Source organism: Streptomyces sp. DI166 (assembly GCF_900091315.1).
Taxonomy (GTDB): domain Bacteria; phylum Actinomycetota; class Actinomycetes; order Streptomycetales; family Streptomycetaceae; genus Streptomyces; species Streptomyces fuscus.
Genome location: NZ_FLSP01000014.1, coordinates 42923 through 63058, shown reverse-complemented (window position 1 = coordinate 63058; position 20136 = coordinate 42923). Strand labels below are relative to the sequence as shown.

The 20136-nt window shown below is 72.6% G+C and carries 17 protein-coding genes; 5 read left to right on the top strand and 12 right to left on the bottom strand.

Features of this window, described 5'->3' with window-relative positions; translation table 11 throughout:
* The first annotated feature begins 8 nt into the window (after positions 1 to 8).
* A complete protein-coding gene (locus GA0115233_RS09775) occupies positions 9 to 953 on the top strand; it encodes an aromatase/cyclase (RefSeq protein ID WP_093719742.1) in 945 nt (314 codons plus the stop codon).
* Positions 950 to 1090 carry a hypothetical protein gene (locus GA0115233_RS40955; protein ID WP_176711704.1) on the top strand — a complete coding sequence of 47 codons (141 nt, stop codon included), beginning with the start codon at positions 950 to 952 and terminating at the stop codon, positions 1088 to 1090. Before GA0115233_RS09775 ends, GA0115233_RS40955 begins: the two co-directional genes overlap by 4 nt.
* Here the strand turns inward: GA0115233_RS40955 and GA0115233_RS09770 are convergent.
* From GA0115233_RS09770 to GA0115233_RS09715, 12 genes are all read right to left on the bottom strand, one after another.
* Entirely contained in the window at positions 1074 to 2540 is a 1467-nt protein-coding gene (locus GA0115233_RS09770; protein ID WP_093719741.1) for a WGR domain-containing protein, read from the bottom strand. The two genes, GA0115233_RS40955 and GA0115233_RS09770, sit on opposite strands and share 17 nt — an antisense overlap.
* A 97-nt stretch (positions 2541 to 2637) precedes the next feature.
* Complete coding sequence (locus GA0115233_RS09765; RefSeq protein WP_093719740.1) at positions 2638 to 4098, bottom strand: SulP family inorganic anion transporter; 1461 nt, start codon at positions 4096 to 4098, stop codon at positions 2638 to 2640.
* Between the two features lie 239 nt (positions 4099 to 4337).
* Positions 4338 to 5831, bottom strand: coding sequence for a sensor histidine kinase (locus GA0115233_RS09760; protein WP_093719739.1), 1494 nt, complete (start codon positions 5829 to 5831; stop codon positions 4338 to 4340).
* Positions 5828 to 6559 carry a response regulator transcription factor gene (locus GA0115233_RS09755; protein ID WP_093719738.1) on the bottom strand — a complete coding sequence of 244 codons (732 nt, stop codon included), beginning with the start codon at positions 6557 to 6559 and terminating at the stop codon, positions 5828 to 5830. The genes GA0115233_RS09760 and GA0115233_RS09755 overlap by 4 nt, the downstream gene beginning before the upstream one ends.
* Positions 6560 to 6572: 13 nt before the next feature.
* Complete coding sequence (locus tag GA0115233_RS09750) at positions 6573 to 7898, bottom strand: streptophobe family protein (RefSeq protein WP_093719737.1); 1326 nt, start codon at positions 7896 to 7898, stop codon at positions 6573 to 6575.
* Between the two features lie 341 nt (positions 7899 to 8239).
* Positions 8240 to 10411, bottom strand: a complete 2172-nt coding sequence (locus GA0115233_RS09745; protein ID WP_093719736.1) for an MMPL family transporter — start codon at positions 10409 to 10411, stop codon at positions 8240 to 8242.
* A 184-nt stretch (positions 10412 to 10595) separates the two neighbouring features.
* Positions 10596 to 12323, bottom strand: coding sequence for a CocE/NonD family hydrolase (locus GA0115233_RS09740; protein WP_093719735.1), 1728 nt, complete (start codon positions 12321 to 12323; stop codon positions 10596 to 10598).
* 18 nt (positions 12324 to 12341) lie between these two features.
* The gene (locus tag GA0115233_RS09735) at positions 12342 to 13280 is read right to left on the bottom strand and encodes an MBL fold metallo-hydrolase (RefSeq protein WP_093719734.1); all 939 of its coding nucleotides are present in this window, start codon (positions 13278 to 13280) and stop codon (positions 12342 to 12344) included.
* Between the two features lie 30 nt (positions 13281 to 13310).
* Positions 13311 to 14234 carry an alpha/beta hydrolase gene (locus tag GA0115233_RS09730; protein ID WP_093719733.1) on the bottom strand — a complete coding sequence of 308 codons (924 nt, stop codon included), beginning with the start codon at positions 14232 to 14234 and terminating at the stop codon, positions 13311 to 13313.
* 7 nt (positions 14235 to 14241) lie between these two features.
* The gene (locus GA0115233_RS09725) at positions 14242 to 15360 is read right to left on the bottom strand and encodes an FAD-dependent oxidoreductase (protein WP_093719732.1); all 1119 of its coding nucleotides are present in this window, start codon (positions 15358 to 15360) and stop codon (positions 14242 to 14244) included.
* Positions 15361 to 15373: 13 nt separating this feature from the next.
* Positions 15374 to 16330, bottom strand: a complete 957-nt coding sequence (locus GA0115233_RS09720) for a phosphotriesterase family protein (protein ID WP_093719731.1) — start codon at positions 16328 to 16330, stop codon at positions 15374 to 15376.
* Positions 16331 to 16412: 82 nt separating this feature from the next.
* Positions 16413 to 17387 carry a phosphotriesterase family protein gene (locus GA0115233_RS09715; protein WP_093719730.1) on the bottom strand — a complete coding sequence of 325 codons (975 nt, stop codon included), beginning with the start codon at positions 17385 to 17387 and terminating at the stop codon, positions 16413 to 16415.
* Positions 17388 to 17630: 243 nt separating this feature from the next.
* Between GA0115233_RS09715 and GA0115233_RS09710 the strand changes: the two genes are divergently transcribed.
* Genes GA0115233_RS09710 through GA0115233_RS09700 form a run of 3 tightly spaced genes read left to right on the top strand, consistent with a single transcriptional unit; the run spans position 17631 to position 20127 of the window.
* Positions 17631 to 18803, top strand: coding sequence for a cytochrome P450 (locus GA0115233_RS09710; protein WP_093719729.1), 1173 nt, complete (start codon positions 17631 to 17633; stop codon positions 18801 to 18803).
* Positions 18800 to 18988 carry a ferredoxin gene (locus GA0115233_RS09705; RefSeq protein WP_093719728.1) on the top strand — a complete coding sequence of 63 codons (189 nt, stop codon included), beginning with the start codon at positions 18800 to 18802 and terminating at the stop codon, positions 18986 to 18988. The genes GA0115233_RS09710 and GA0115233_RS09705 overlap by 4 nt, the downstream gene beginning before the upstream one ends.
* Positions 18985 to 20127 carry an NAD(P)/FAD-dependent oxidoreductase gene (locus GA0115233_RS09700; protein ID WP_093719727.1) on the top strand — a complete coding sequence of 381 codons (1143 nt, stop codon included), beginning with the start codon at positions 18985 to 18987 and terminating at the stop codon, positions 20125 to 20127. The genes GA0115233_RS09705 and GA0115233_RS09700 overlap by 4 nt, the downstream gene beginning before the upstream one ends.
* The last annotated feature ends 9 nt before the right edge of the window (positions 20128 to 20136 follow it).

Genomic DNA, 20136 nt, shown 5'->3' with positions numbered 1-20136 from the left:
CACCGATCATGACCGTACGCGAGGTTGAGCACGAGATCACCGTCGAGGCCCCGGCGGCGGAGGTGTACCGGCTGATCGCCGAGGTGGAGAACTGGCCGCTGGTCTTCCCGCCGTCCGTTCTCGTGGAGCGGGTGGAGCAGAGCGGAAACGAGGAGCGGATCCGGATCTGGGCCACCGCCAACGGCTCCGCGAAGAGCTGGACCTCCCGCCGGGTCCTGGACCCCGAGGCGCTGCGGATCTCCTTCCGCCAGGAGGTGTCGGCGCCGCCGGTGGCCGCGATGGGCGGTACCTGGATCGCCGAGCCCCTCTCCGCGGGGCGCACCCGGCTGCGGCTGCTGCACGACTATCGGGCCGTCGACGACGACCCGGCCGGACTGGAGTGGATCGACCGGGCGGTGGACCGCAACAGCCGCTCGGAGCTGGCCGCGCTGAAGACCAGCGTGGAACGGGCCACCGGCGCCCCGGACCTGACGCTGTCCTTCGAGGACAGTGTCGAGATCCACGGCGCGGCCAAGGACGTGTACGACTTCCTCAACGAGGCGGGCCACTGGAAGGACCGGCTGCCGCACGTCGCCGAGGTACGGCTGACCGAGGAGACCCCGGGCCTGCAGGTGCTGCGGATGGACACCCTGGCCAAGGACGGCTCCCGGCACACCACCGAGTCGGTCCGGGTGTGCTTCCCGCACCACCGCATCGTCTACAAGCAGACCACGCTGCCCGCGCTGATGGCCCTGCACACCGGGTGCTGGCAGCTCAGCGAGGACGACCGGGGCGTCACCACCGCCACCTCGCAGCACACCGTCGTAGTCAACACCGACAGCATCCGGGCGGTGCTCGGCGAGGACGCGGGCGTCCCCGAGGCGCGGGTGTTCCTGCGCACCGCGCTCGGCACCAACAGCAGGGCCACCCTCGGCCACGCCAAGACCTACGCGGAGTCAAGGGCCCGCACATGACCGCGCCGCCCCAGGACTTACCCGGGATGCGCACGGGCGGCCCCGACGGGCCCGCGGTCCTCGCGGCGAGCGTCGCGCTGAGCCAGGCCACCGACGCGATCCGCGAGGCCGCGGCGTCCGTCACACCAGGCGCCTGATCTCGCCGCGCACCCGGTAGAAACCGCCCCGGGAGGAGTGCAGGGAGTCCACGACGTAGCGGGCGCCGGGCTCGCGTATCGCCCGCGGGAACTGCACGTTCCAGCTCGGCTCGTAGCCGTCGGAGACCACCCGCACCCGCACCCGGCCGCCCTGCTCGACACACTCCACGACGACCCCGCTGCCCTGCGCGGGGGCCGCGCTGACCGTGGCCACGGAGGAGGCGGTGGTCAGCGGCGCGTACGTGGGCAGGGCGGCGGCCAGCTTGATGTCGGCGGCGACCGGGACGGTGCCCGACTGCGCGGCGCTGATCGCGGCCTCACTGGCGTCGATGCAGGCGAGCGTGCCGTCGGTGGTGACGATGTACAGCCGCTCGTCGTGGTACTGCATGGACAGCGCCGAACCGCAGCCCGTACCGAGCTTCCACAGCCGGGTGCCGTCGGCGGCGAAGCAGTACACGGAGGAGGCGGAGTCGCCCGCGAAGACGTACCGCCCGCCCGGTGAGGTGGCGCAGGAGTACACGGCGGAGTCGCACGCGAAGGTGGCCTCGACGGCTCCCGTGCTCTTGGCGAGCCGCTGGACGACGCGGCGCCCGGTCCCGGCGTAGACGGCGTGCTGCTCCTGCCAGCCGAACAGGACGTTGCCGCTGGTGGCGGTGTGCCAGAGCTGGGTGGTGCCGTCGGCGGCGTAGGCGGTGACGCCTCGACTGTGGCCGTGGTAGACGGCGCGGTCGTCGGCGCGCACCATCCAGGCCTGTTCGCCGGAGGAGTTGCGCGACCACTGGAGTTCGTCCTCGTGGTCGATGACCGTCAGTCCGCCGTCGCGGTCGGCGACGTGCAGCACGCCCGCGTGGATGTCGAGCCAGAAGATGTCCACCGAGGCGGCGATGTCGTAGGCGGCGAAGGGCACCTTGGCCGACAGGTCGTAGACGCTGCCGTCGTCGCAGCCGGCGTAGATCCAGAAGTCGTCGGCCACCAGGCACTTGACGCCGTCGGGCAGGGAGTAGCGGGCCAGTACCTCGCCGTCGTGACCGAGGTTGTAGACGTCGCCGTTCTGGTTGCCGACCCAGCAGCGCTCGTCGTCCACGTGGATGCCGAACGCGCTGGCTCCGGTGCGGAACCGCCACAGCACCGGGGCCTTGGCGCGAGCCGTGGAGGGCGCGGAGGTCACCTGACGGCGGGTCACGGGGCGGGCCGCGCGCTGTCCCCGCACGGCGGGCGCGTACCCCTTGCGCACCTTCTCGGCGATCTTCTTCGCGGCGGCGGCCTTCGCCTTCTCCGGGTTCGGGAAGGTCGAGGTCTGGCACTGTCCGTCGGCGCCGATCCGGCCGTAGCGCACGGAGACGGTGGTGCCGGCGACGGTCACCTCGTAGAACTTGTGGGCGCCGCCGCCCTCCTGGGACAGCTCCAGATACGTGGTGTTCCCCGACTGTTGTGCCTGTGCAGCGGACACAGCACACCCCTCCCCAACGGCCCGGTCGGCCGGTGCGGCCGATCTCCAGTGGTGCACAAAGTAGCGGGCACCACTGACAACGGGGGCGGACACCGGTTCAGTGACCGGCCGTCAGCTCCCCGCTGAGCCGCTTGTGGAGGTCGGCGCTCGGTGTGTTGAGGCCGGTGATCTCGACGGTCTTGCCGCGCTGGGCGTACTTGGTCTCGATCGCGTCGAGCGCGGCGACGGAGGAGGCGTCCCAGATGTGCGCGGCACCGAGGTCGATGATCACCTTCTCCGGGTCGCCCGCGTAGTCGAACTGCCCCACGAGGTCGTTGGAGGAGGCGAAGAACAGCTCTCCGGTGACCCGGTAGACGACCGTCGTGCCGTCCGGGTCGAGTACGGCGGTGACCTCCGCGAGGTGGGCGACCCGCTTGGCGAAGACGACCATCGCGGTGACCGTGCCGACGACGACACCGATGGCGAGGTTGTGGGTGGCGACCACGCAGACGACGGTGACCACCATGACGGTGATCTCCCCGGCGGGCATCCGGCGCAGCGTCCTCGGCGCGACGGAGTGCCAGTCGAAGGTCGCCCACGACACCATCACCATCACGGCGACCAGCGCGGCCATCGGGATGTCGGAGACGACCGGCCCGAAGACGATGCACAGCACCATCAGGAAGGCACCGGCGAGGAAGGTGGACAGCCGGGTGCGGGCGCCGGACACCTTCACGTTGATCATCGTCTGGCCGATCATGGCGCAGCCGCCCATGCCGCCGAAGAAGCCGGTGACGATGTTGGCGACGCCCTGGCCGACCGACTCACGGGTCTTGTTGGAGTGGGTGTCGGTGATCTCGTCGACCAGCTTGGCCGTCATCAGCGACTCCATCAGACCGACCAGCGCCATCGCGAAGGCGTACGGGGCGATCGTGGTCAGCGTGTCCAGTGTGAACGGCACGTCCGGCAGCCCCGGCACGGGCAGCGCGGACGGCAGCTCGCCCTTGTCGCCGACGGTCGGCACCGCGATCCCGGCCGCGACGGTGATCACGGTGAGGATCACGATGGAGACCAGCGGCGCCGGGACGACGGTGGTGACCTTCGGGAAGAGCACCATCAGCGCCAGACCGGCGAGGACCAGCGGGTAGACCGGCCACGGCACGTCCCGCATCTCCGGCACCTGGGCCAGGAAGATGAGGATGGCGAGCGAGTTGACGAAGCCGACCATCACGCTGCGCGGCACGAACCGCATCAGCCGCGCCACTCCGAGGGCGCCGAGCACGATCTGGAAGACCCCGGCCAGGATCACCGCGGCGACCAGGTAGCCGAAGCCGTGCTCCCGGTTCAGCGGCGCGATCACCAGCGCCACCGCGCCGGTCGCCGCGGAGATCATCGCCCGCCGCCCCCCGACGACCGCGATCGTCACGGCCATGGTGAACGAGGCGAACAGACCGATCGCCGGGTCGACCCCCGCGATGATCGAGAACGAGATCGCCTCGGGGATCAGCGCCAGGGCGACGACGAGACCGGCGAGCACCTCGGTGCGCCAGACCTTCGGGTCGGAGATCCAGTCGGGCATCGCACCGCGCAGACGCGCGGCGGGGGACGGGGAGGGGGCTGCGGAGGACAAGGAGACGGAGACCTGTCGTGCTCGGGCACACCACGGACGGCGGGCCGGGGCGTACAGGGAGGAGCGAGGGACGCCGGGGCATGCCTGTCCCCCGCGGGGATCGGGGAGTCGCCGGGGGCTGCGTCGGCCCCGGCGGGGAAGCGGGCCGTCGGGCCCGCACCGGCCGTCAACTCTACCGGGGACCGCTCCTACGTCTTGTCCGGCGGCGGCAGCAGGATGCGGAAGACGCAGCCCCGGCCGGGCGCGGTGTCCAGGGTGATACGGCCGCCGTGCGCGGTGACCAGGGCGTGCGCGATGGCGAGGCCGAGACCGGAGCCGCCGGTGGCGCGGGCGCGGGAGTCGTCGGCGCGGTAGAAGCGGTCGAAGACCCGGTCGCGCTCGGCGTCGGTCAGGCCCGGGCCCCGGTCGGCGACCTCCAGTACGGCGTCGGAGCCCTCGGTGCCGACGCCGATCCGGATCGGGGTGCCGGGCGGGGTGTGGGCGACGGCGTTGCCGATGAGGTTGATGACGACCTGGCGGAGTCTCGCCTCGTCGGCGTGGGCGGGGGCGGAGGCGGGTTTACCGCCTCCGGGGCCGGTGAGGGCGACCTCGCGGGTCGCGTCCAGGGCGCGTACGTCGCGCAGGGCGTCGGCGGCCAGGGTGCGCAGGTCCATCGGGGCGAGGTCGAGGGCGAAGGCGGGTCCGGCGTCCGGCTCGCCCTTCTCGTCCAGGCGGGCGAGCAGGAACATCTCCTCGACGAGCCGGGTGAGGCGTTCGGACTCCTCGGCGATCCGGGTCATCGTCCGGTCGATGTCCTCGCGGGTGGGCATGGCGCCCATCCGGTACAGATCGGTGTACCCCTTGATGCCGACGAGCGGGGTGCGCAGTTCGTGGCTGGCGTCGGCGAAGAAGCGGCGGGTCCTCGCCTCGGCCTCGGTGCGGGCCCGGAAGGCCGTGTCGATGCGGTCGAGCATCTGGTTCAGGCAGGCGGTCAGCCGGCCGACCTCGGTGTGGGGGCCGGTCACTTCGGGGACGCGGTGGGAGTAGTCGCCGGAGGTGATCGCGGTGGCGGTCTCCTCGATCCGGGTCAGCGGGCGCAGTCCGGAGCGGACCGCGAACCAGCCGGCCACGCCCAGGACCGCGAGCAGGACGACCCCCGCGGTCAGGGAGAGGTTCCGGGTCTTGGTGATCGTGCGGTCGACCTCCTCCATCGAGGTGGCCGCGACGACGGAGCCGCCGGTCCCGGCGGGGTCCGGCGGGAAGACCTCGGCGGACCGGGGCAGGGCGACGACCCGCCAGCTGTGCTCGCCGTCGCGGTCCGGCACGGTGAAGGGCCGCCCGTCCCGGGCGGCGACGGCCGTGCGGTCGAGGCGGGGCAGGTCGGGGCCGCTGCCGGGGGTGGCGTGGTCGGCGTCGAAGGTGCGGCGGACGGTGCCGTCGGCGTCGAGGTACGTCACCGTGGTGTCGCCGAGCACGGTGAGCGCGCGCACGCGGGGCGGGCTGTCGGTGCCGGAGGGCGGGGTCAGCCGGGACGCGATCTGCCCGGTGACGGCGAGCCGGTCGTCGACCCGGTCCTGCAGATAGCCGTGCAGGGCGGTGGTGACGAGCAGGCCGGTGCCGATCAGGCCGACGGCGACCAGGGCGACCGACAGGCACAGCAGCCGGGTGCGCAGGGACAGCCGCTCGAACGGGCGGGGCCTCACGGCCGGGGCTCGCGGACGACGTAGCCGATGCCGCGGATGGTGTGGATGAGCTTGGGCTCCTCGGTGTCGACCTTGCGGCGCAGATAGCTGATGTAGGTGTCGACGATGCTGGGGTCGCCGCCGAAGTCGTACTCCCACACGCTGTCGAGGATCTGGTTCTTGGTCATGGTGCGTCCGGCGTTGGCGACCAGGAAGTGCAGCAGGCGGAACTCGGTCGGCGACAGCTTCACGGTCCGCCCCGCGCGGCTGACGTGGTGGCTGTCGGGTTCGAGCTGGAGGTCGCCGACGGTGAGCCGGACCGGCTGCTCGCCCCGGGTGCGGCGCAGCACGGCGTGGATCCGGGCGATCAGTTCCTCCAGGTCGAAGGGTTTGGTGACGTAGTCGTCGCCGCCCAGGGTCAGTCCGTGCACCCGGTCCTGGCGGTCCTCGCGCGCGGTGACGAAGAGGACCGGTACGTCGCCGCCGCGTCCGGGCAGTGCCGTGCGGGGCTGGGCGCGCAGCCGCCGGATCACCTCGAAGCCGTCCATGTCCGGGAGCATCACGTCGAGCAGGACGAGGTCCGGGGTCTGCCGGGCGGCCAGGTCCAGGGCCTCCTGGCCGGTGGCGGCGGCGTCGACGGCGAAACCGGCGTAGCGCAGGGCGGTGCGCAGCAGTTCTCGGACGGTGGGTTCGTCGTCCACGACGAGCAGGTGGTCCGTGGTGCGCGGGGTGGGTGTCGGTGCCGCCATGTCTCTCAGGAGATCACACCCCCTCGGGGGACCGGACCGGACGTGCGGCACGGCGCCGGGAGGCGGGCGGGGGCGCCGGGCGGAACCGTGCGCGCAGGCGGCTGCCGCCGTACGAGGCGAGGGCGGCGGCGACGAAGGCGGTGAGCGCGGAGAGGCGGGGGGCGCTGGTGAGGCCCGCGTCGAGGCCGCCCAGTTCGCTGCCCATGAGGACGACGCCGATGTGCAGCGAGCCGCGTGCGAGGTACGGGAGCACGAAGGTCATGACACCGACCGCGATGCCCATGCGCAGGGCGGTGTCCGTGTGGGGGTCGAGGAGGGCGCCGGGGTCCCGGCGCGGGGCGCGGGCGGCGGCGACGTATCCGGCAGCCGTGAGCAGCAGCAGGATGAGCAGGAGTCCGAGCAGCCACAGGGGCAGGCCCGCGCCCGCCCAGCGCCCCAGGTCGACGGTCCGGTCCTCGCCCGTCGGGCCCGGCATCATGCCGAGCAGCCCGCCGCCGTCCGGTCGCAGCCGCCGTACTCCCGCCTCCCAGGAGGTGCCCGTGCCCGAGGTGAGCAGGACGGCGAGCAGGTTGGGACCGGCGAGCAGCAGGACACCGGCCGCCCTCGCGTCCCGGGCCCCGGCCAGGACACCGACGGCCAGGGCGGCGCAGCACAGGACGGTCGCGGTGCCCGTCAGGGCGGACAGGACGGGGTGCCACTTCGTCCGGAGCCCGCCCAGGGCGAGAGGGTGCGGGAGTGCGGTGCGGCGGGCGGCGAGGCAGCCGACCGCGAGGACGGCGGCCACGCCGAGCAGGCCGAGGAGCGAGGTGAGGAGGACATCGGTCCGGTACGTCACCGTGTCCAGCCCTTCGGTCAGGCGCCCGCCGCCGAACCGGCCCGAGCCGCCCCCGTCGCCGATCCTCTCGCGCACGCTCTCCGGCAGCCCGGCCGTGCCCCGCGCCAGTGCCGCGCACACCGGGAGGGCCACGGCCGCGGTGGTCAACGCGCCGCCGGTCCGGGCCCAGAGCATCGCCGGAGTGGGCCGCGCCCGGCGGCGCAGGGGCCGGAAGAACACGGTCACCAGGACGGCCGTACCCAGGAAGGTGAGGCCGAGGGGTGTCAGCGCCGCGTCCCCGGAGAGCGTGAGGGGCAGTTCACCGCCGCTGGACTCCAGCGTGACGCCGCCGCCCACGGCCAGGCACACCAGCACCGGGACCAGCCGGGACAGCGGGGCGACGGAGTCGGCGCCGAGCAGCGCCAGGGCCGCCCAGGCGGTGGCGGCCATGACGGCGAGGGCGGCCAGCGCGGCAAGGGCGCCGTCGAGGACGTGGCGCCGCACGGCGTGCGCGGGTGGGGACATGGGCGGTCTCCTCTGGGGGGGCACTGGTCGACGGGGGGGCACCGGCCGACGGGTGGTTGCTGAGCGACGGGTGGTCACTTGCCGACCGGTGGGCGCTGGCCGACCGATGGGCTGGCCGATGGGTGGTCGCTTGCCGACGGGTGGCCACTTGCCAGCCAGTCGGCGCTGGCCGACCGGCGGACGTTGGCCGACCGGCGGGCGCTGGCCGACGGGTGGTCGCTGGCCGACGGGTAGTCACTGAGCGACGGGTGGTCACTTGCCGACCGGCGGGCCGTAGCCGACCGGTGGTCACTAGGCGACGGGCGGGCACTGGCCGACCGGCGGGCACTGGCCGACGGTGGTCACTTGCCGACGGGCTCGGCGCCGCTCGTCTCGACGGACGGCTCGACGACCGCTCGCCGGTCCAGCCGTTCGCCCTCGACGTCGAGGTCGGGCACGAACCGGTCGAGCCGTCGGGGCAGCCGCCAGGCGGCGTGGCCCAGGAGGGCGAGGACGGCGGGAACGAGCGTCATCCGGACCACGAACGCGTCCAGCAGGACGGCGGCGGCGAGCCCGAACCCGATGGTCCTGAGGATCTGCTCCTCGGAGCCCAGGAACGCGGCGAACACCGAGATCATGATCACCGCGGCGGCGGTCACCACCCGCCCGCTGTGCTCGAACCCGCTGATCACGGCATCCTTCGGCGACTGCCCGTGGACGTACGCCTCACGCATCCGGGTCACCAGGAACACCTCGTAGTCCATGGCGAGGCCGAAGACGACACCGACCATGAAGATCGGCATGATCGACACCACCGGCCCCGGTTCCGTGACCCCGAGCACGGACCCCAGCCAGCCCCACTGGAAGACGGCGACCACCGCGCCGAGCCCGGCCAGTACCGACAGCAGGAAGCCGAGCGCCGCCTTGAGCGGGACGAGCAGCGAGCGGAAGACGGCGATCAGCAGCACGAACGCCAGCCCGACCACCAGGGCCAGGTACGGCACGAGCGCGTCCGACAGCTTCTGCGAGACGTCCACGTTCATGGCGGTCGTCCCGCCGACGAACACCTCGGCGTCCCGGGCCAACTCCGGTTCGCGCAGGGCGTGTACGAGATCCGCGGTGTCGGTGCTGCTGGGGGACGCCTCGGGTACGACGGTCAGTACGGCGGTGTCACCGGAAGGGCTCAGCCGGGGCGGAGCCACGGAGGTCACGTCCTCGCGTCCGGCGATGCGCCCGGCGAGGTCCTCGGCGGCCGGTTCGGCGCCGGAGCCGTCGTCGGTGCGGACGACCACGGTGAGGGGGCCGTTGTGGCCGGGGCCGAACCCCTCGGCGATCAGGTCGTAGGCCCGGCGCTGGGTGGCGGAGACGGGCAGGCTGTCGTCGCCGGGCAGGCCCAGCTCCAGGGCCGCGGCCGGTACCGCGACCGCGCCGAGCAGCGCGGTGCCGCCGAGCAGGATCGCCACCGGGCGGCGTACGACGAACCGGGCCCAGCGCACGCCGAGTTGTGTCCGTTCGCGGCGAGGGGGCCGGGCCGGTCCGATACGGCGGCCGCAGAGGCCGAGCAGGGCGGGGATCAGGGTGACGGCGATGAGGACGGCGATCACGACCGTACCGGCCGCGGCGAGGCCCATCTGCGTCAGCATCGGGATGCCCACGACACCCAGTCCGGCGAGCGCGATGACCACGGTGAGCCCGGCGAACACGACGGCCGACCCGGCGGTGCCCGCGGCATGCGCGGCCGCCTCCTCGCGGCCCCGGCCGCGGGCGAGTTCGGAGCGGTAGCGGGAGACGACGAAGAGGGCGTAGTCGATGCCCACGGCCAGCCCGATCATCACGGCGAGGCTGGTCGTGGTGGCGCCGAGGCCCAGCGGCTCGGCCAGGACACGGATGGTCAGCGCGCCGATGCCGACGCCGAGGACCGCCGTCAGCAGCGGCAGACCGGCGGCGAGCAGGGAGCCGAAGGTGAGCAGGAGAACCACGGCGGCGACGGCGAGGCCGATGGCCTCCGAGGAGTGACCGGCGGTCAGTCCCTGCACGGCGTTGCCGCCCGCCTCCACGGTCAGTTCCGGCGAGCCGGCCGCCTCGACGGTGTCCAGCAGCGCGGTGCGGGAGTCCTCGTCGAGTTCGGCCGCGGACACCGCGTAGGAGACCTGGGCGTAGGCGGTGGAGCCGTCCTCGCTCACGGTACGGGCGGTGAACGGGTCGGTGACCCGCGCGACCTGCGGGTCGTCGGCGAGGGCCCGGACCGTCCCGCCGATCGCCTCGCGCGCCGCCGGATCGGTGACCTTGCCGTGCTCGGCGCGGAAGACCACCCGGGCGGTGGCGCCGTCGGCGTGCAGCTCGGGGAAGCTCTCGTCGAGCAGGTCGTAGGTGCGCTGGGCCTCCGTGCCGGGCATGGAGAAGTCGTTCGGCGGCGCGGCGGGGGCGCGCGCGGCCAGCACCCCCGCCCCTGCGAGCAGGACCAGCCACAGCATTGCGACCAGCCGGTGCCTCCGGAAGGAGAACCGGCCCAGCCGGGAGAGGAACGTCGCCACGGCAGAGGGCTCCAAGTCAGGTCGGGATTCGCGGTGCGCCCGACGCTGTCAGCCGTCTCTGACCGGCTCCGGGGAGATCCTGGGAGGTTTCTGGGAGCCCACCCGGCCGAGAAGGGGCGAAATGGACACAGCTCCCGGCCGGGACGGCGGATTCACAGGAAGTTCCAGGGCCCTCCCGGGTGCGTCACTCCGATGCCGCCACCGTGAACGGCAGCACCAGCCGGGACGGGTGCAGAGCGTCCCGGTAGATCTTGTGGGTCACCGGGCGGCCCACCGGCAGGTGGAAGGCGTCCGGGGGCAGCAGGGCGTTGTGCTCGTCGGCCAGCGGCTCGTCGTTGGACAGCTCGGCGACCAGCCGGTGCCCCGGGAGGAACGTCGCCGCGAACGGGTAGACGCGCAGGACGTATTCCTCGATCTTCCCCGGTTCCACCGGCACCGCCCGCGTGTGCGGGTGGTACGGGTCGCCCTCCGTCGTGCGGGACCCGTCCAGCTCCCGGTGCGAGGCCTTCAGGTACGCCGTCGTGATGAGCTGACGCCTGCCGCCGGGGGCCTCGTCCCACAGGCGCAGGATGAAGTTGGTGTCCGGCTGGTCGATCTCGGCGAAGAGGTGCGCCGCGCCCTGACCGATCAGCTCCGTCGGCTCGGTGAACGGCTCCGTGCTCCAGCTGAGGATCTCCACCTTGTCCGTCACCGTCAGCGGCGCCTGGTAGAAGCCGTCCGGTGCGGCGAACTCGGCGCCCATCAGCTCCGGTTCGAAGGACAGCTTGCGGAGCGGGCGGAAGTAGAGGGAGCGGAACTCGACGTCCTTCGGGGGCCATTGGGAGCCGGTGACGGTCTGCCGTGAGCCCTCGACATGGACCGTGACCGCGGGCTCGTCCATGACCCCGTTGTCGATGCCCTTCAGCCAGTACTCGTACCAGCGGAACATCTTGTCGTGCTCCTCTATGAAGGGGCGCGACTGCATGGGCGGGTACGGGCCGATGTCCAGCTTCTTCGGCCCCTTCAGCGCCCTGAACAGCTCGATCGTGCCGTCCATCGTCCAGCCGCGGCCCTGGTCGATCTGGAGCCAGACGGGGATGTCGATGTTCGGCGCGAGGGTGATGGGGTTGCGCTCCTCGTACCACTCGCCGTCGACCTCGTTCATCACGATGTCGAACCAGGCCTCGTGGTTCTTCGGGTAGTTGAGGACGTGGACCAGGTTCGGCCAGGCGGCCACGTCCGGGTCCTTCAGCCGCTCCTCGACCCGCTTCTTGATCTCCTCGGGCGAATAGGTCTCCAGCATCCGGGACTTGACGCCGTCGGTGAACGCCCAGCCGGAGTCGCCGCCCCGGCCCTCGCGGGCGGCGCGCGGCATGAACCACATGACGCCGCCGTGGTACGTCGTCTCGTAGAAGTCGTAGTGCCCGCCGCTGACGAAGATCGCCTTGAGGGACGGCGGGCGTTCGGCCGCCGCCAGCACCTGCATCGAACCGAAGTAGGAGATGCCGATCATGCCGACGTTGCCGTCGCACCAGGGCTGGGCCGCGACCCACTCGATGAAGTCGTAGGCGTCCTGCCCGAGCGGCACTCCCCCGGCGTTGTAGTTGCCGATGTGCTCGCCCTCGGAGGCGCCGGAGCCGCGCAGGTCGCCGATGACGTGGACGTAGCCCTCCTTCACCACGCGCGCGATGTCGCCCGCCTCGATGCAGCCGTCCCACATGGGGCTCGGCCGGCGCTGCGGGGGCGTGGTCAGGGCGAGGGCCTGGAGCTCCTTGCCGTAGGGGCTCAGGGCGACGAGCGCGGGGCGCGGGGTGTCGTCGACGGCGCTGTAGGTGTCGGCGGCCAGGGTGATGCCGTCGCGCATCGGCACGCGGAGGTCCTTGCGGACGGCGATGGTCTGCGTGCCCGCCTGGACGGTGTGCTGGTCGGTCATGGTGGGGGTGCTCCTGTGTTACGCGGTGCGGGCGCGCGTGCGGTAGGCGTGCATCGAGGTGAAGAACGGTGACGGTTCGAGGGTCGGGTCGCCGGTGTAGCCGAGTTCGTCGGCGGCGGGGGCGAACGGCGAGTACGGGGAGTCCGTCTGCGTCAGTCCCGCCTCCAGACACCGGCAGGCCGCCGCCGCGACGCGCTGCTCGGCGGCGAGGCTCTGGTCGAGGGCCTCCTTCGCCTCCACCTCGTCGAGTTCGACGCCGTACGGGGTGCCGTCGGCCCGCCGGTAGGGGTGCCCGAGGTAGAGGCGGCGCGGGCGTACCTCGTCGCGCAGGTGGGTCAGGCCCGCCCGGTAGGCGTCCGGGTCGGTGAAGCCGGGGAAGCCGTTGGCGGCGCCGTGCACCTGGACGGCGTCGCCGACGAAGGCCGCGCGCTGCCGGTCGAGGACGTAGGCGACCGAGCCGGGCGTGTGCCCGGGGATCGCGTGCACGGACAGGGTGGTGCCGCCGCCGAGGTCGATGCTCTCCCCGCCCTTGACCAGCAGGGAGGGCTCCATCTCGCCGGAGATGACGGCCTCGGTCGCCGCCGCCACCTTGGCCTCGCCCTCGGGGTCGCGCAGATACCGGCCGCGCCCGGCGCGGTACTCGTCCACGTGCGCCTGCCGGGAGCGCAGCATGGGCGCGTCCGCCTCGTGGATGACCACGTCGGCCCGGCGCCCGGTGCGCTCCCACAGGTCGTACGCCCCGCCGATGTGGTCGATGTGACCGTGCGTCAGGAGGATCCAGCGCACGTCCTCGATCCGGCGGCCGAGCGCCTCCAGCGCGGGCGCCATGCCCTCGGCGGGCGAGGAGGCGATCCCGGTGTCGACGATCGCCGGTGCGGGTGCGTCGATGTAGAAGCTGTACAGCCCGAACCGGCCCCAGGGCGAGACCAGGGGGTGAACGGCGACCTCGTCTGTCATGACCTTGCTTTCCGTGTACGGCAAAGGGGTTCAGCTTCGGCCGAGGAACTCGCGGGTCTCGGCGTAGACCCGCTGGTAGGCCGGGAGCCAGGAGAAGTGCTGGACGAACCCGTGCCCGGCGCCGGAGTAGCGGCTGACGGTGGCGCGCACCCCGGCCTCGCGCAGCCGGCGTCCGTACAGCTCGCCCTCGTCGCGCAGCGGGTCGTACTCGGCGGTGACGATCAGGGCGGGCGGGAGGCCGGTGAGGTCCGTCCGCTTGATCGGGGAGACCAGGGGGTCGCCCGGGTCGGCGCCGCTGTTCAGGTAGAAGGAGTTGAACGGCCTCAGCCCTGCCGTCTCCAGGCCGTAGCCGACCGCGTTCTCCCGCAGCGAGGGGTAGCGGTCCTCGTCGAAGTCCAGGTCGAGCGAGGGGTAGTAGAGGATCTGGTGGGTGATGCGGTCGAAGCCGTCGTCGTGGGCGCGGGCGGCGACCGCGGCGGCGAAGGTGCCGCCGGAGCTGTCGCCCGCCACGGCGAGGGTGGCGCCGTCCCAGCCCAGCTTCTCGCCGTGCCCGGCCACCCACCGGGTGACGGCGTAGCAGTCGTCGAGCCCGGCGGGGTAGGCGGCCTCGGGGGCGCGGCGGTAGCCGACGGAGACGACCTTCAGACCGGTCTCCTTCGCCAGCGCGCGGGCGATGTGGTCGTGGGTCTCCAGGCTGCCGAGGAAGAAGGCGCCGCCGTGGAAGTAGACGAGCAGGCCGTGCTGTTCGGCGTCGGTGGGCGTGTAGACGCGCACCGGCACGTCACCGGCGTCGGTGTCCGCGGTCAGGTCCTCCACCGTGTGCAGCGGCAGGCGTTCCTCGGCCGGGGGCACGTCGGCCTCTTCGGCGGCGCGCATCGCGGCCGGCTCGAGCGGCCCGGGCGGCGGGGCCGGGAGTCCGGCCAGCACCTTGGCGATCTCGGGGTGCAGCGGCATGGCGTTCTCACTTCTCCGCGTACGCGGTGCTGCCGGGCTTCTGGCCGGGGAAGACCTCGTTGATCTCGTCCTCGCTCCAGCCCTGCCGGGAGATGGCCTGGAGCTTGTCGGTGACCGGCTTGCGGGCGGCCTGGTAGAGGGCGAGGGCCTCCTTCACGGAGGTGGCCTCGCGCAGGGCGTCGGCGAGCGCGCCGGCGTCCTCGATGGCGGAGTTGGCGCCCTGGCCCTGGTGGTGGAGCATCGAGTGGGCGGCGTCGCCGACCAGGACGGCGGAGTCGGAGTGCCAGGTGTCGACCGGGTCGATGTCGTAGACGGCGCGGATGTTGACGTCGGCCATGTCGAGGCCGCGGGTGATCTCCACCAGCCGCTCGTCGAAGCCCTGCACCGTGCGGAGCATGTCCTCCTTGGTGACCTGCGGGTTCCAGGTGGGGTCCGGGCACAGGGCGGTGATGTCGAAGGAGACCTGGCCGCGGTGGCGCAGCGGCAGCAGGTAGATCTTGGTGCCGCGGCCGATGTACATGCGCAGGTTGTCGTCGGTGACCATGCCGTGCGCGTCGTCGATGGAGATGACGGCGCGGTAGGCGTGCTCGCCGGAGAAGACGGGGCCCTTGTCGCTGAACAGCTGCTGCCGTACGACCGACTTGATGCCGTCGGCGCCGACGACCAGGTCCGCCTCGGCGGTGGTGCCGTTGGCGAAGGTGAGCACGGACGTGTCGCCCTTGTCCTCGACCCGCTCCAGGCGGTGGCCGAGGCGCACCATGCCCTCGGGGAGCACGCCGAGCAGGGCCTCGATGAAGTCGCCGCGGTGGATGAGGTGGGTGTGGGTCTGCTCGCCGTCGGCGGGCCAGGGCTCCTTCATGATCGGGTCGCCGGTGGCGGTGAGGATCTCGAAGTACTCGCTGGGCGAGGTCACCTTGGCGATGGCGTCGAAGATGCCCCACTGGCGGAACCGGTTCATGGTGGCCGGGCGCAGGCCGATTCCGGCGCCGACCTCGCGGATGGCGCCTGCCTGCTCGTAGGCGGTGACCTGGGCGCCGAGCAGGCTGAGGGCCTTGGCCGCGGCCGCGCCGCCGTATCCCGCGCCGACGATCGCGACGCGCAGGTTCTTCAGCTCCGAGGACTGCATGGTGGGTCTCGCTTTACTTCTGGAGGGTCAGGAAGTCGGCGGGGTTGTCGACGAAGATCGTCCGGATGGCGGCCTCGTCCAGACCGGCGTCGCGCAGGTCGGGTACGAGGTCGTCGAAGAGGTAGTTGACGGTGTGGCCCTTGACACCGGGCCAGCCGAGCGGTGAGCAGTTGGCGTCGGCGGAGGCGAGGACCTGCTTCAGGCGCCGGCCGCCGTCGAGGAAGCGCAGGAAGTGGTCCAGGCGCTCCTTGCGGGGGCGGGCCCAGAAGGGCGGGTCGGGCAGTTCGGTCTCGTAGCCGAAGGTGTCGAAGCCGATCCGGCCGCCCTTCTCGGCGAGCCAGACGTCGCGGGTCTTCTCGGCGTTGACGCCGTCGTCGACGTGCCCGAACAGGACGCGGTCCAGGGGCAGTCCCTCCTCCTCGAAGATGGCGACGGCGTTCTCGGCGTCGATCGCGAGGTGGGTGAGGATCGGCACGCCCGTGGTGAGGGCCGCGCGGGCGGCGGCCCGGTAGATCCGCTTGTCGAGGTTGGTCATCCGCCCGCCCCGGCTCACCCCGACCTTGATGACCCCGGCGAGGCTGCCGGTGTCACCGATGCCGACGGTGATCTCGTGCACGAACTGCCGGGTCAGATAGTCGACATCGGCGCGGGCGAAGAACGGCAGGGCGGTGTCGCCGCCGACGAAGCCGGTGCAGGCGACGATGTGCACGCCGGTCTTGGCGGACAGCGACTTGTAGTAGTCGACGTCGCGGCCGTTGCAGATGCCGGTGGCGTCGACGAAGGTGCGGCCGCCCAGCTCGTGGTAGCGGCGCAGCTTCGGGACGGTCTCCTGGTAGCGCTGCTCGGGCGTCTTCCACCACCGCGTGTCCAGTTCGGAGCCGGGCATGCCGTAGCCGATGTGCTCGTGGATCGCCACGAAGCCCAGTTCCTCGGCGGGGACCGGCCCCAGGACGGTGTTCACTCGCGACACAACACACTCACCTTCGGGAAGTTCTTGACGGTCGTTCGGGGCGGGCGCGGCGCGCGGGTCCGGCCGCGGGGTCCGGGAGTGCTCAGCGCACCGCGAGCAGGTCGCGCGGGTTGGCGCGGAGGATGCGGTCGAGGTCCGCGCCGCCGACGCCCCGGCCGGTCAGCAGCGGCACGAAGGCGGTCAGCAGATGGCTGTACGGCAGGTCGTTGGCGGGGTGCCCCTTGGCGACGCCGGTCGCGCCGACCGAGAGCAGAATCCGGTCGGCGTACCCGGCGCGTACGAGATCGGCGACGAGGTCGGCGCGGTCGTCGTCGGTGAGGTGCTCGGCGTCCTCGGTGCCGACGTGGTCGAGGACGACGTACGAGCCGCGGGCGGCGATCTTCTCGGGGCCGCCGGCGTCGACGGCCTCCTTGCGGTCCAGTCCGCCGACGGCGATCCGGTCGGCGGGGAGCTTCTCGTCGCGGACGATGTCCAGCTCGCCCGCCGCGTCGTCGCCGTACCGCAAGGAGACGGCGGTGCCGGTGGCGAGGGCGGCGCGGGCGGCGCCGCGCAGCAGGCTCTCGTCGGTGGCGGTCATGCCGTCGCGGCTGACGGCGGTGGTGACCAGTCCGGCGGGGCGGCGGCGCTCGACGCGCGGCACGACCATGCCCTCGGTGATCTCCCGGGTGAACAGGTCGGCGAACTTCTCGGCGGGCCAGGGGGTGGGCGGGTTGGTCTGCGGGGTGAGGAAGTAGCCGCCGAGCAGTTCCTCGGGTCCCTGGCCGGTGGAGGCGACGATGTGCACGCCGGTGGCGCGGGACAGGGCCTCGTACAGGGGCAGGTCGCGGCCGTGGAACATGCCGGTGCTGTCGACGATCGTGCCGCCGCCGTGGGCGCGGAAGTCGCGGAGCTTGGCGGCGAGCGTCTCGAAGATCCCGGCGCGGTCGAGGGTGATGTCGAAGGCGTGCTCGGCACCCGGGAGCACCGACAGCAGCGCCTCGTGGACCGAGACGACGCCCAGCTCGTCGGCCGGCACCGGCCCGAGGACGGTGTTCACGGTGGTGCTGTTCACGCTCATGTCTGCCTCACGTGTCCGGTGGGGTGCGGCGGTGCACCCCGTGCCTGACCGTCACGGTAGCCATTCGCTTTACATCGCGTCAATGAAACGAACACCACGAAAAAACAATGGATTGCTGGTTGTGGAATCGGCGGAGGTCAGAGCAATACGGGCAAGGAAAGGCGCCGGACATGCATCTGATTCATGCCGAGCCATGCGAATCATTCATTTGATGGATGCGGCGGCGGCCCCTTCACTGAGGGCATGAGCACCCCACCCACCTCCGACCTCGATCTCTTCGCCGACGAGGTCCTCCTCGACCCGCTGCCCTTCCACGCCGAGCTGCGCGAGACGGCCCCCGTCGTCCACCTGCCGAAGACCGACGCCTACGCCCTCACCCGCTACGACGTCATCCGGGACGCGCTCGCCGACTGGGAGTCCTTCTCCTCGACGTCGATCGCCTTCAACCCGGCCGCCAACCAGGCCCTGACCGGCACCTCGCTGGCCTCCGACCCGCCCGTGCACACCCAGCTGCGCGCCACCCTCACCGAGAACCTCTCCCCGCGCGCCCTGCGCGGTCTGAAGGGCCGCGTCGAGATGAAGGCCGACGCGTTGGTCGCCGACCTCGTCGAGCAGGGCACCTTCGAGGCCGTCGACGCGCTCGCCCGCGCCTTCCCGCTCCAGGTCGTCGCCGACCTGATCGGCTTCACCGGGCACGTCCGCGCCAACATGCTGCGCTGGGGCCAGGCCGCCATGCAGGTCCTCGGCCCGATGAACCGGCGCACCGCCGAGAGCTTCCCGATCGCCGGCGAGCTGTACGCCTGGTGCTCCCAAGTGAAGGCCGAGGACCTGGCCGAGGGCTCCGTCGGGCGCGGCATCTTCGACGCCGAGGCCCGCGGCGCGATCCCGGAGGGCTCGGCCGGGCACATCATCCACCAGTACCTGGGCGCCGGCGTCGACACCACGATCGCCGCCATCGGCAACGTGGTCGCCCTGTTCGCCGCGCACCCCGAGCAGTTCCGCCGGGTCCGCGACGAACCCGCCCTGGCCGCCGCCGCGTTCAACGAGGTGCTGCGCTTCTGGCCGCCCGTCAACGTGTGGGGCCGGATCGCCACCCGCGACGTGGAGATCGAGGGCGTCACCGTGCCCAAGGGGGCCCAGATCGCGGTGCTGCTCGGCGCCGGGAACCACGACCCGCGCCACTACGACGACCCCGACACCTTCCTCATCGACCGCAACCCGGTCGACCACCTGTCCTTCGGCTACGGCCCCCACGGCTGCGCGGGCCAGGGACTTGCCCGCCTGGAGGCCCACGCCGTGATCCAGGCGCTGTCCCGGCGCGTCGACCGTCTTGTCGTCGGCCCCGAGGTCCGCGTCCCCGCCAACATCACCCGGAGCATCGACTCGCTCCCCGTCCTGGAGGTGATCCCCGCATGAGGATCGTTCTCGACCGTCCCCGCTGCGAGGGTCACGGCCTGTGCGAGGAGGCCGCACCGCGGCTGATGCACCTCGACGACGAGGGCGAGCTGGTCCTGGACCGGGAGGAGGTCGACGGGCCGGACGCCGCGCTCGCCCGGGCCGCCGCCCGCGTCTGCCCGGTCGCCGCGCTGAGGGTCGCATGAGCGCCGCCGCCCTGCGCCGGGTCGTCGTCGTGGGCAACGGCATCGCCGGGATCACCGCCGCCGACACCCTGCGCGAGGCCGGCTTCGACGGCGAGCTGACCGTCGTCGGCGACGAACGCCACCCGGCGTACAGCCGCCCCGCCCTCTCCAAGGCGCTGCTGCTGGACGGCGACGACGACGGCGCCGCGCACACCCTGCCGCCCGCCACCCATGGGGCGACGGAACTGCTCGGCGTGCGCGCGACCGGCCTCGACACGGACCGGCGCCTGGTCACGCTGGACGACGGCACGGCACTGCCGTACGACGGTGTCGTACTGGCCACCGGCTCGCGCGCCCGGCGGCTGTCCGCGCTGCCCGACGAGGTGACCCTGCGCGGGCTCGACGACGCCCTGGAGCTGCGCCGCCGCCTGGCGGACCGGCCCTCGGTACTGGTCGTCGGTGGGGGGCCGCTCGGGATGGAGATCGCCTCGGGCTGTCTGGCCTCGGGCTGCCGGGTCACGCTCGTCTCGCAGGGCGAGCCGCTGGCCGCGCAGCTCGGCCCGTATCTCGCCCGGGTCCTCACCGCCGCGGGCCGCGAGAAGGGGCTCACCGTGGTGGAGACCGGGGCGGCGCGGATCGAGGGGACGCCCGGCGACGCCCGTGTGGTCCTCGCCGAGGGCGCCGAGCTGGGGGCGGAGGTCCTGCTCAGCGCCGTCGGGGACGTCCCGAACACCGAGTGGCTGCACGGCACCGGACTGGTCGTCGACGGGGCGGTCCCGGTCGACGAGCGCGGTCTCGCGCGGCCCGGCATCGCGGCCGTCGGCGACCTCGCGGTGTTCCCGACCTCGCGGGGCAGGCGCCGGGTGCCGCTGTGGAGCAGCGCCATCGACCAGGCGAAGGTTGCCGCGCGGGCGCTGGTGCACGGCGCCGACGCCCCGCCGCTCGCCTTCCGGCCGTACTTCTGGACCGAGCAGTTCGGCCGGACCCTCAAGGCCGTCGGGCACCTGCCCGCCGACGGGGAGCCGGAGTACGTGGACGGCGGGCCGGACGGGCCCGCGCTGATGACCTGGTGCCAGGAGGACGGCGGCACCACGGCCGTCGCCCTGGACTACCGCATCCCCATCCCCCGGTTGCGCCGACTGAGCCGGGCCGCCGCATAGGGTGAGCGC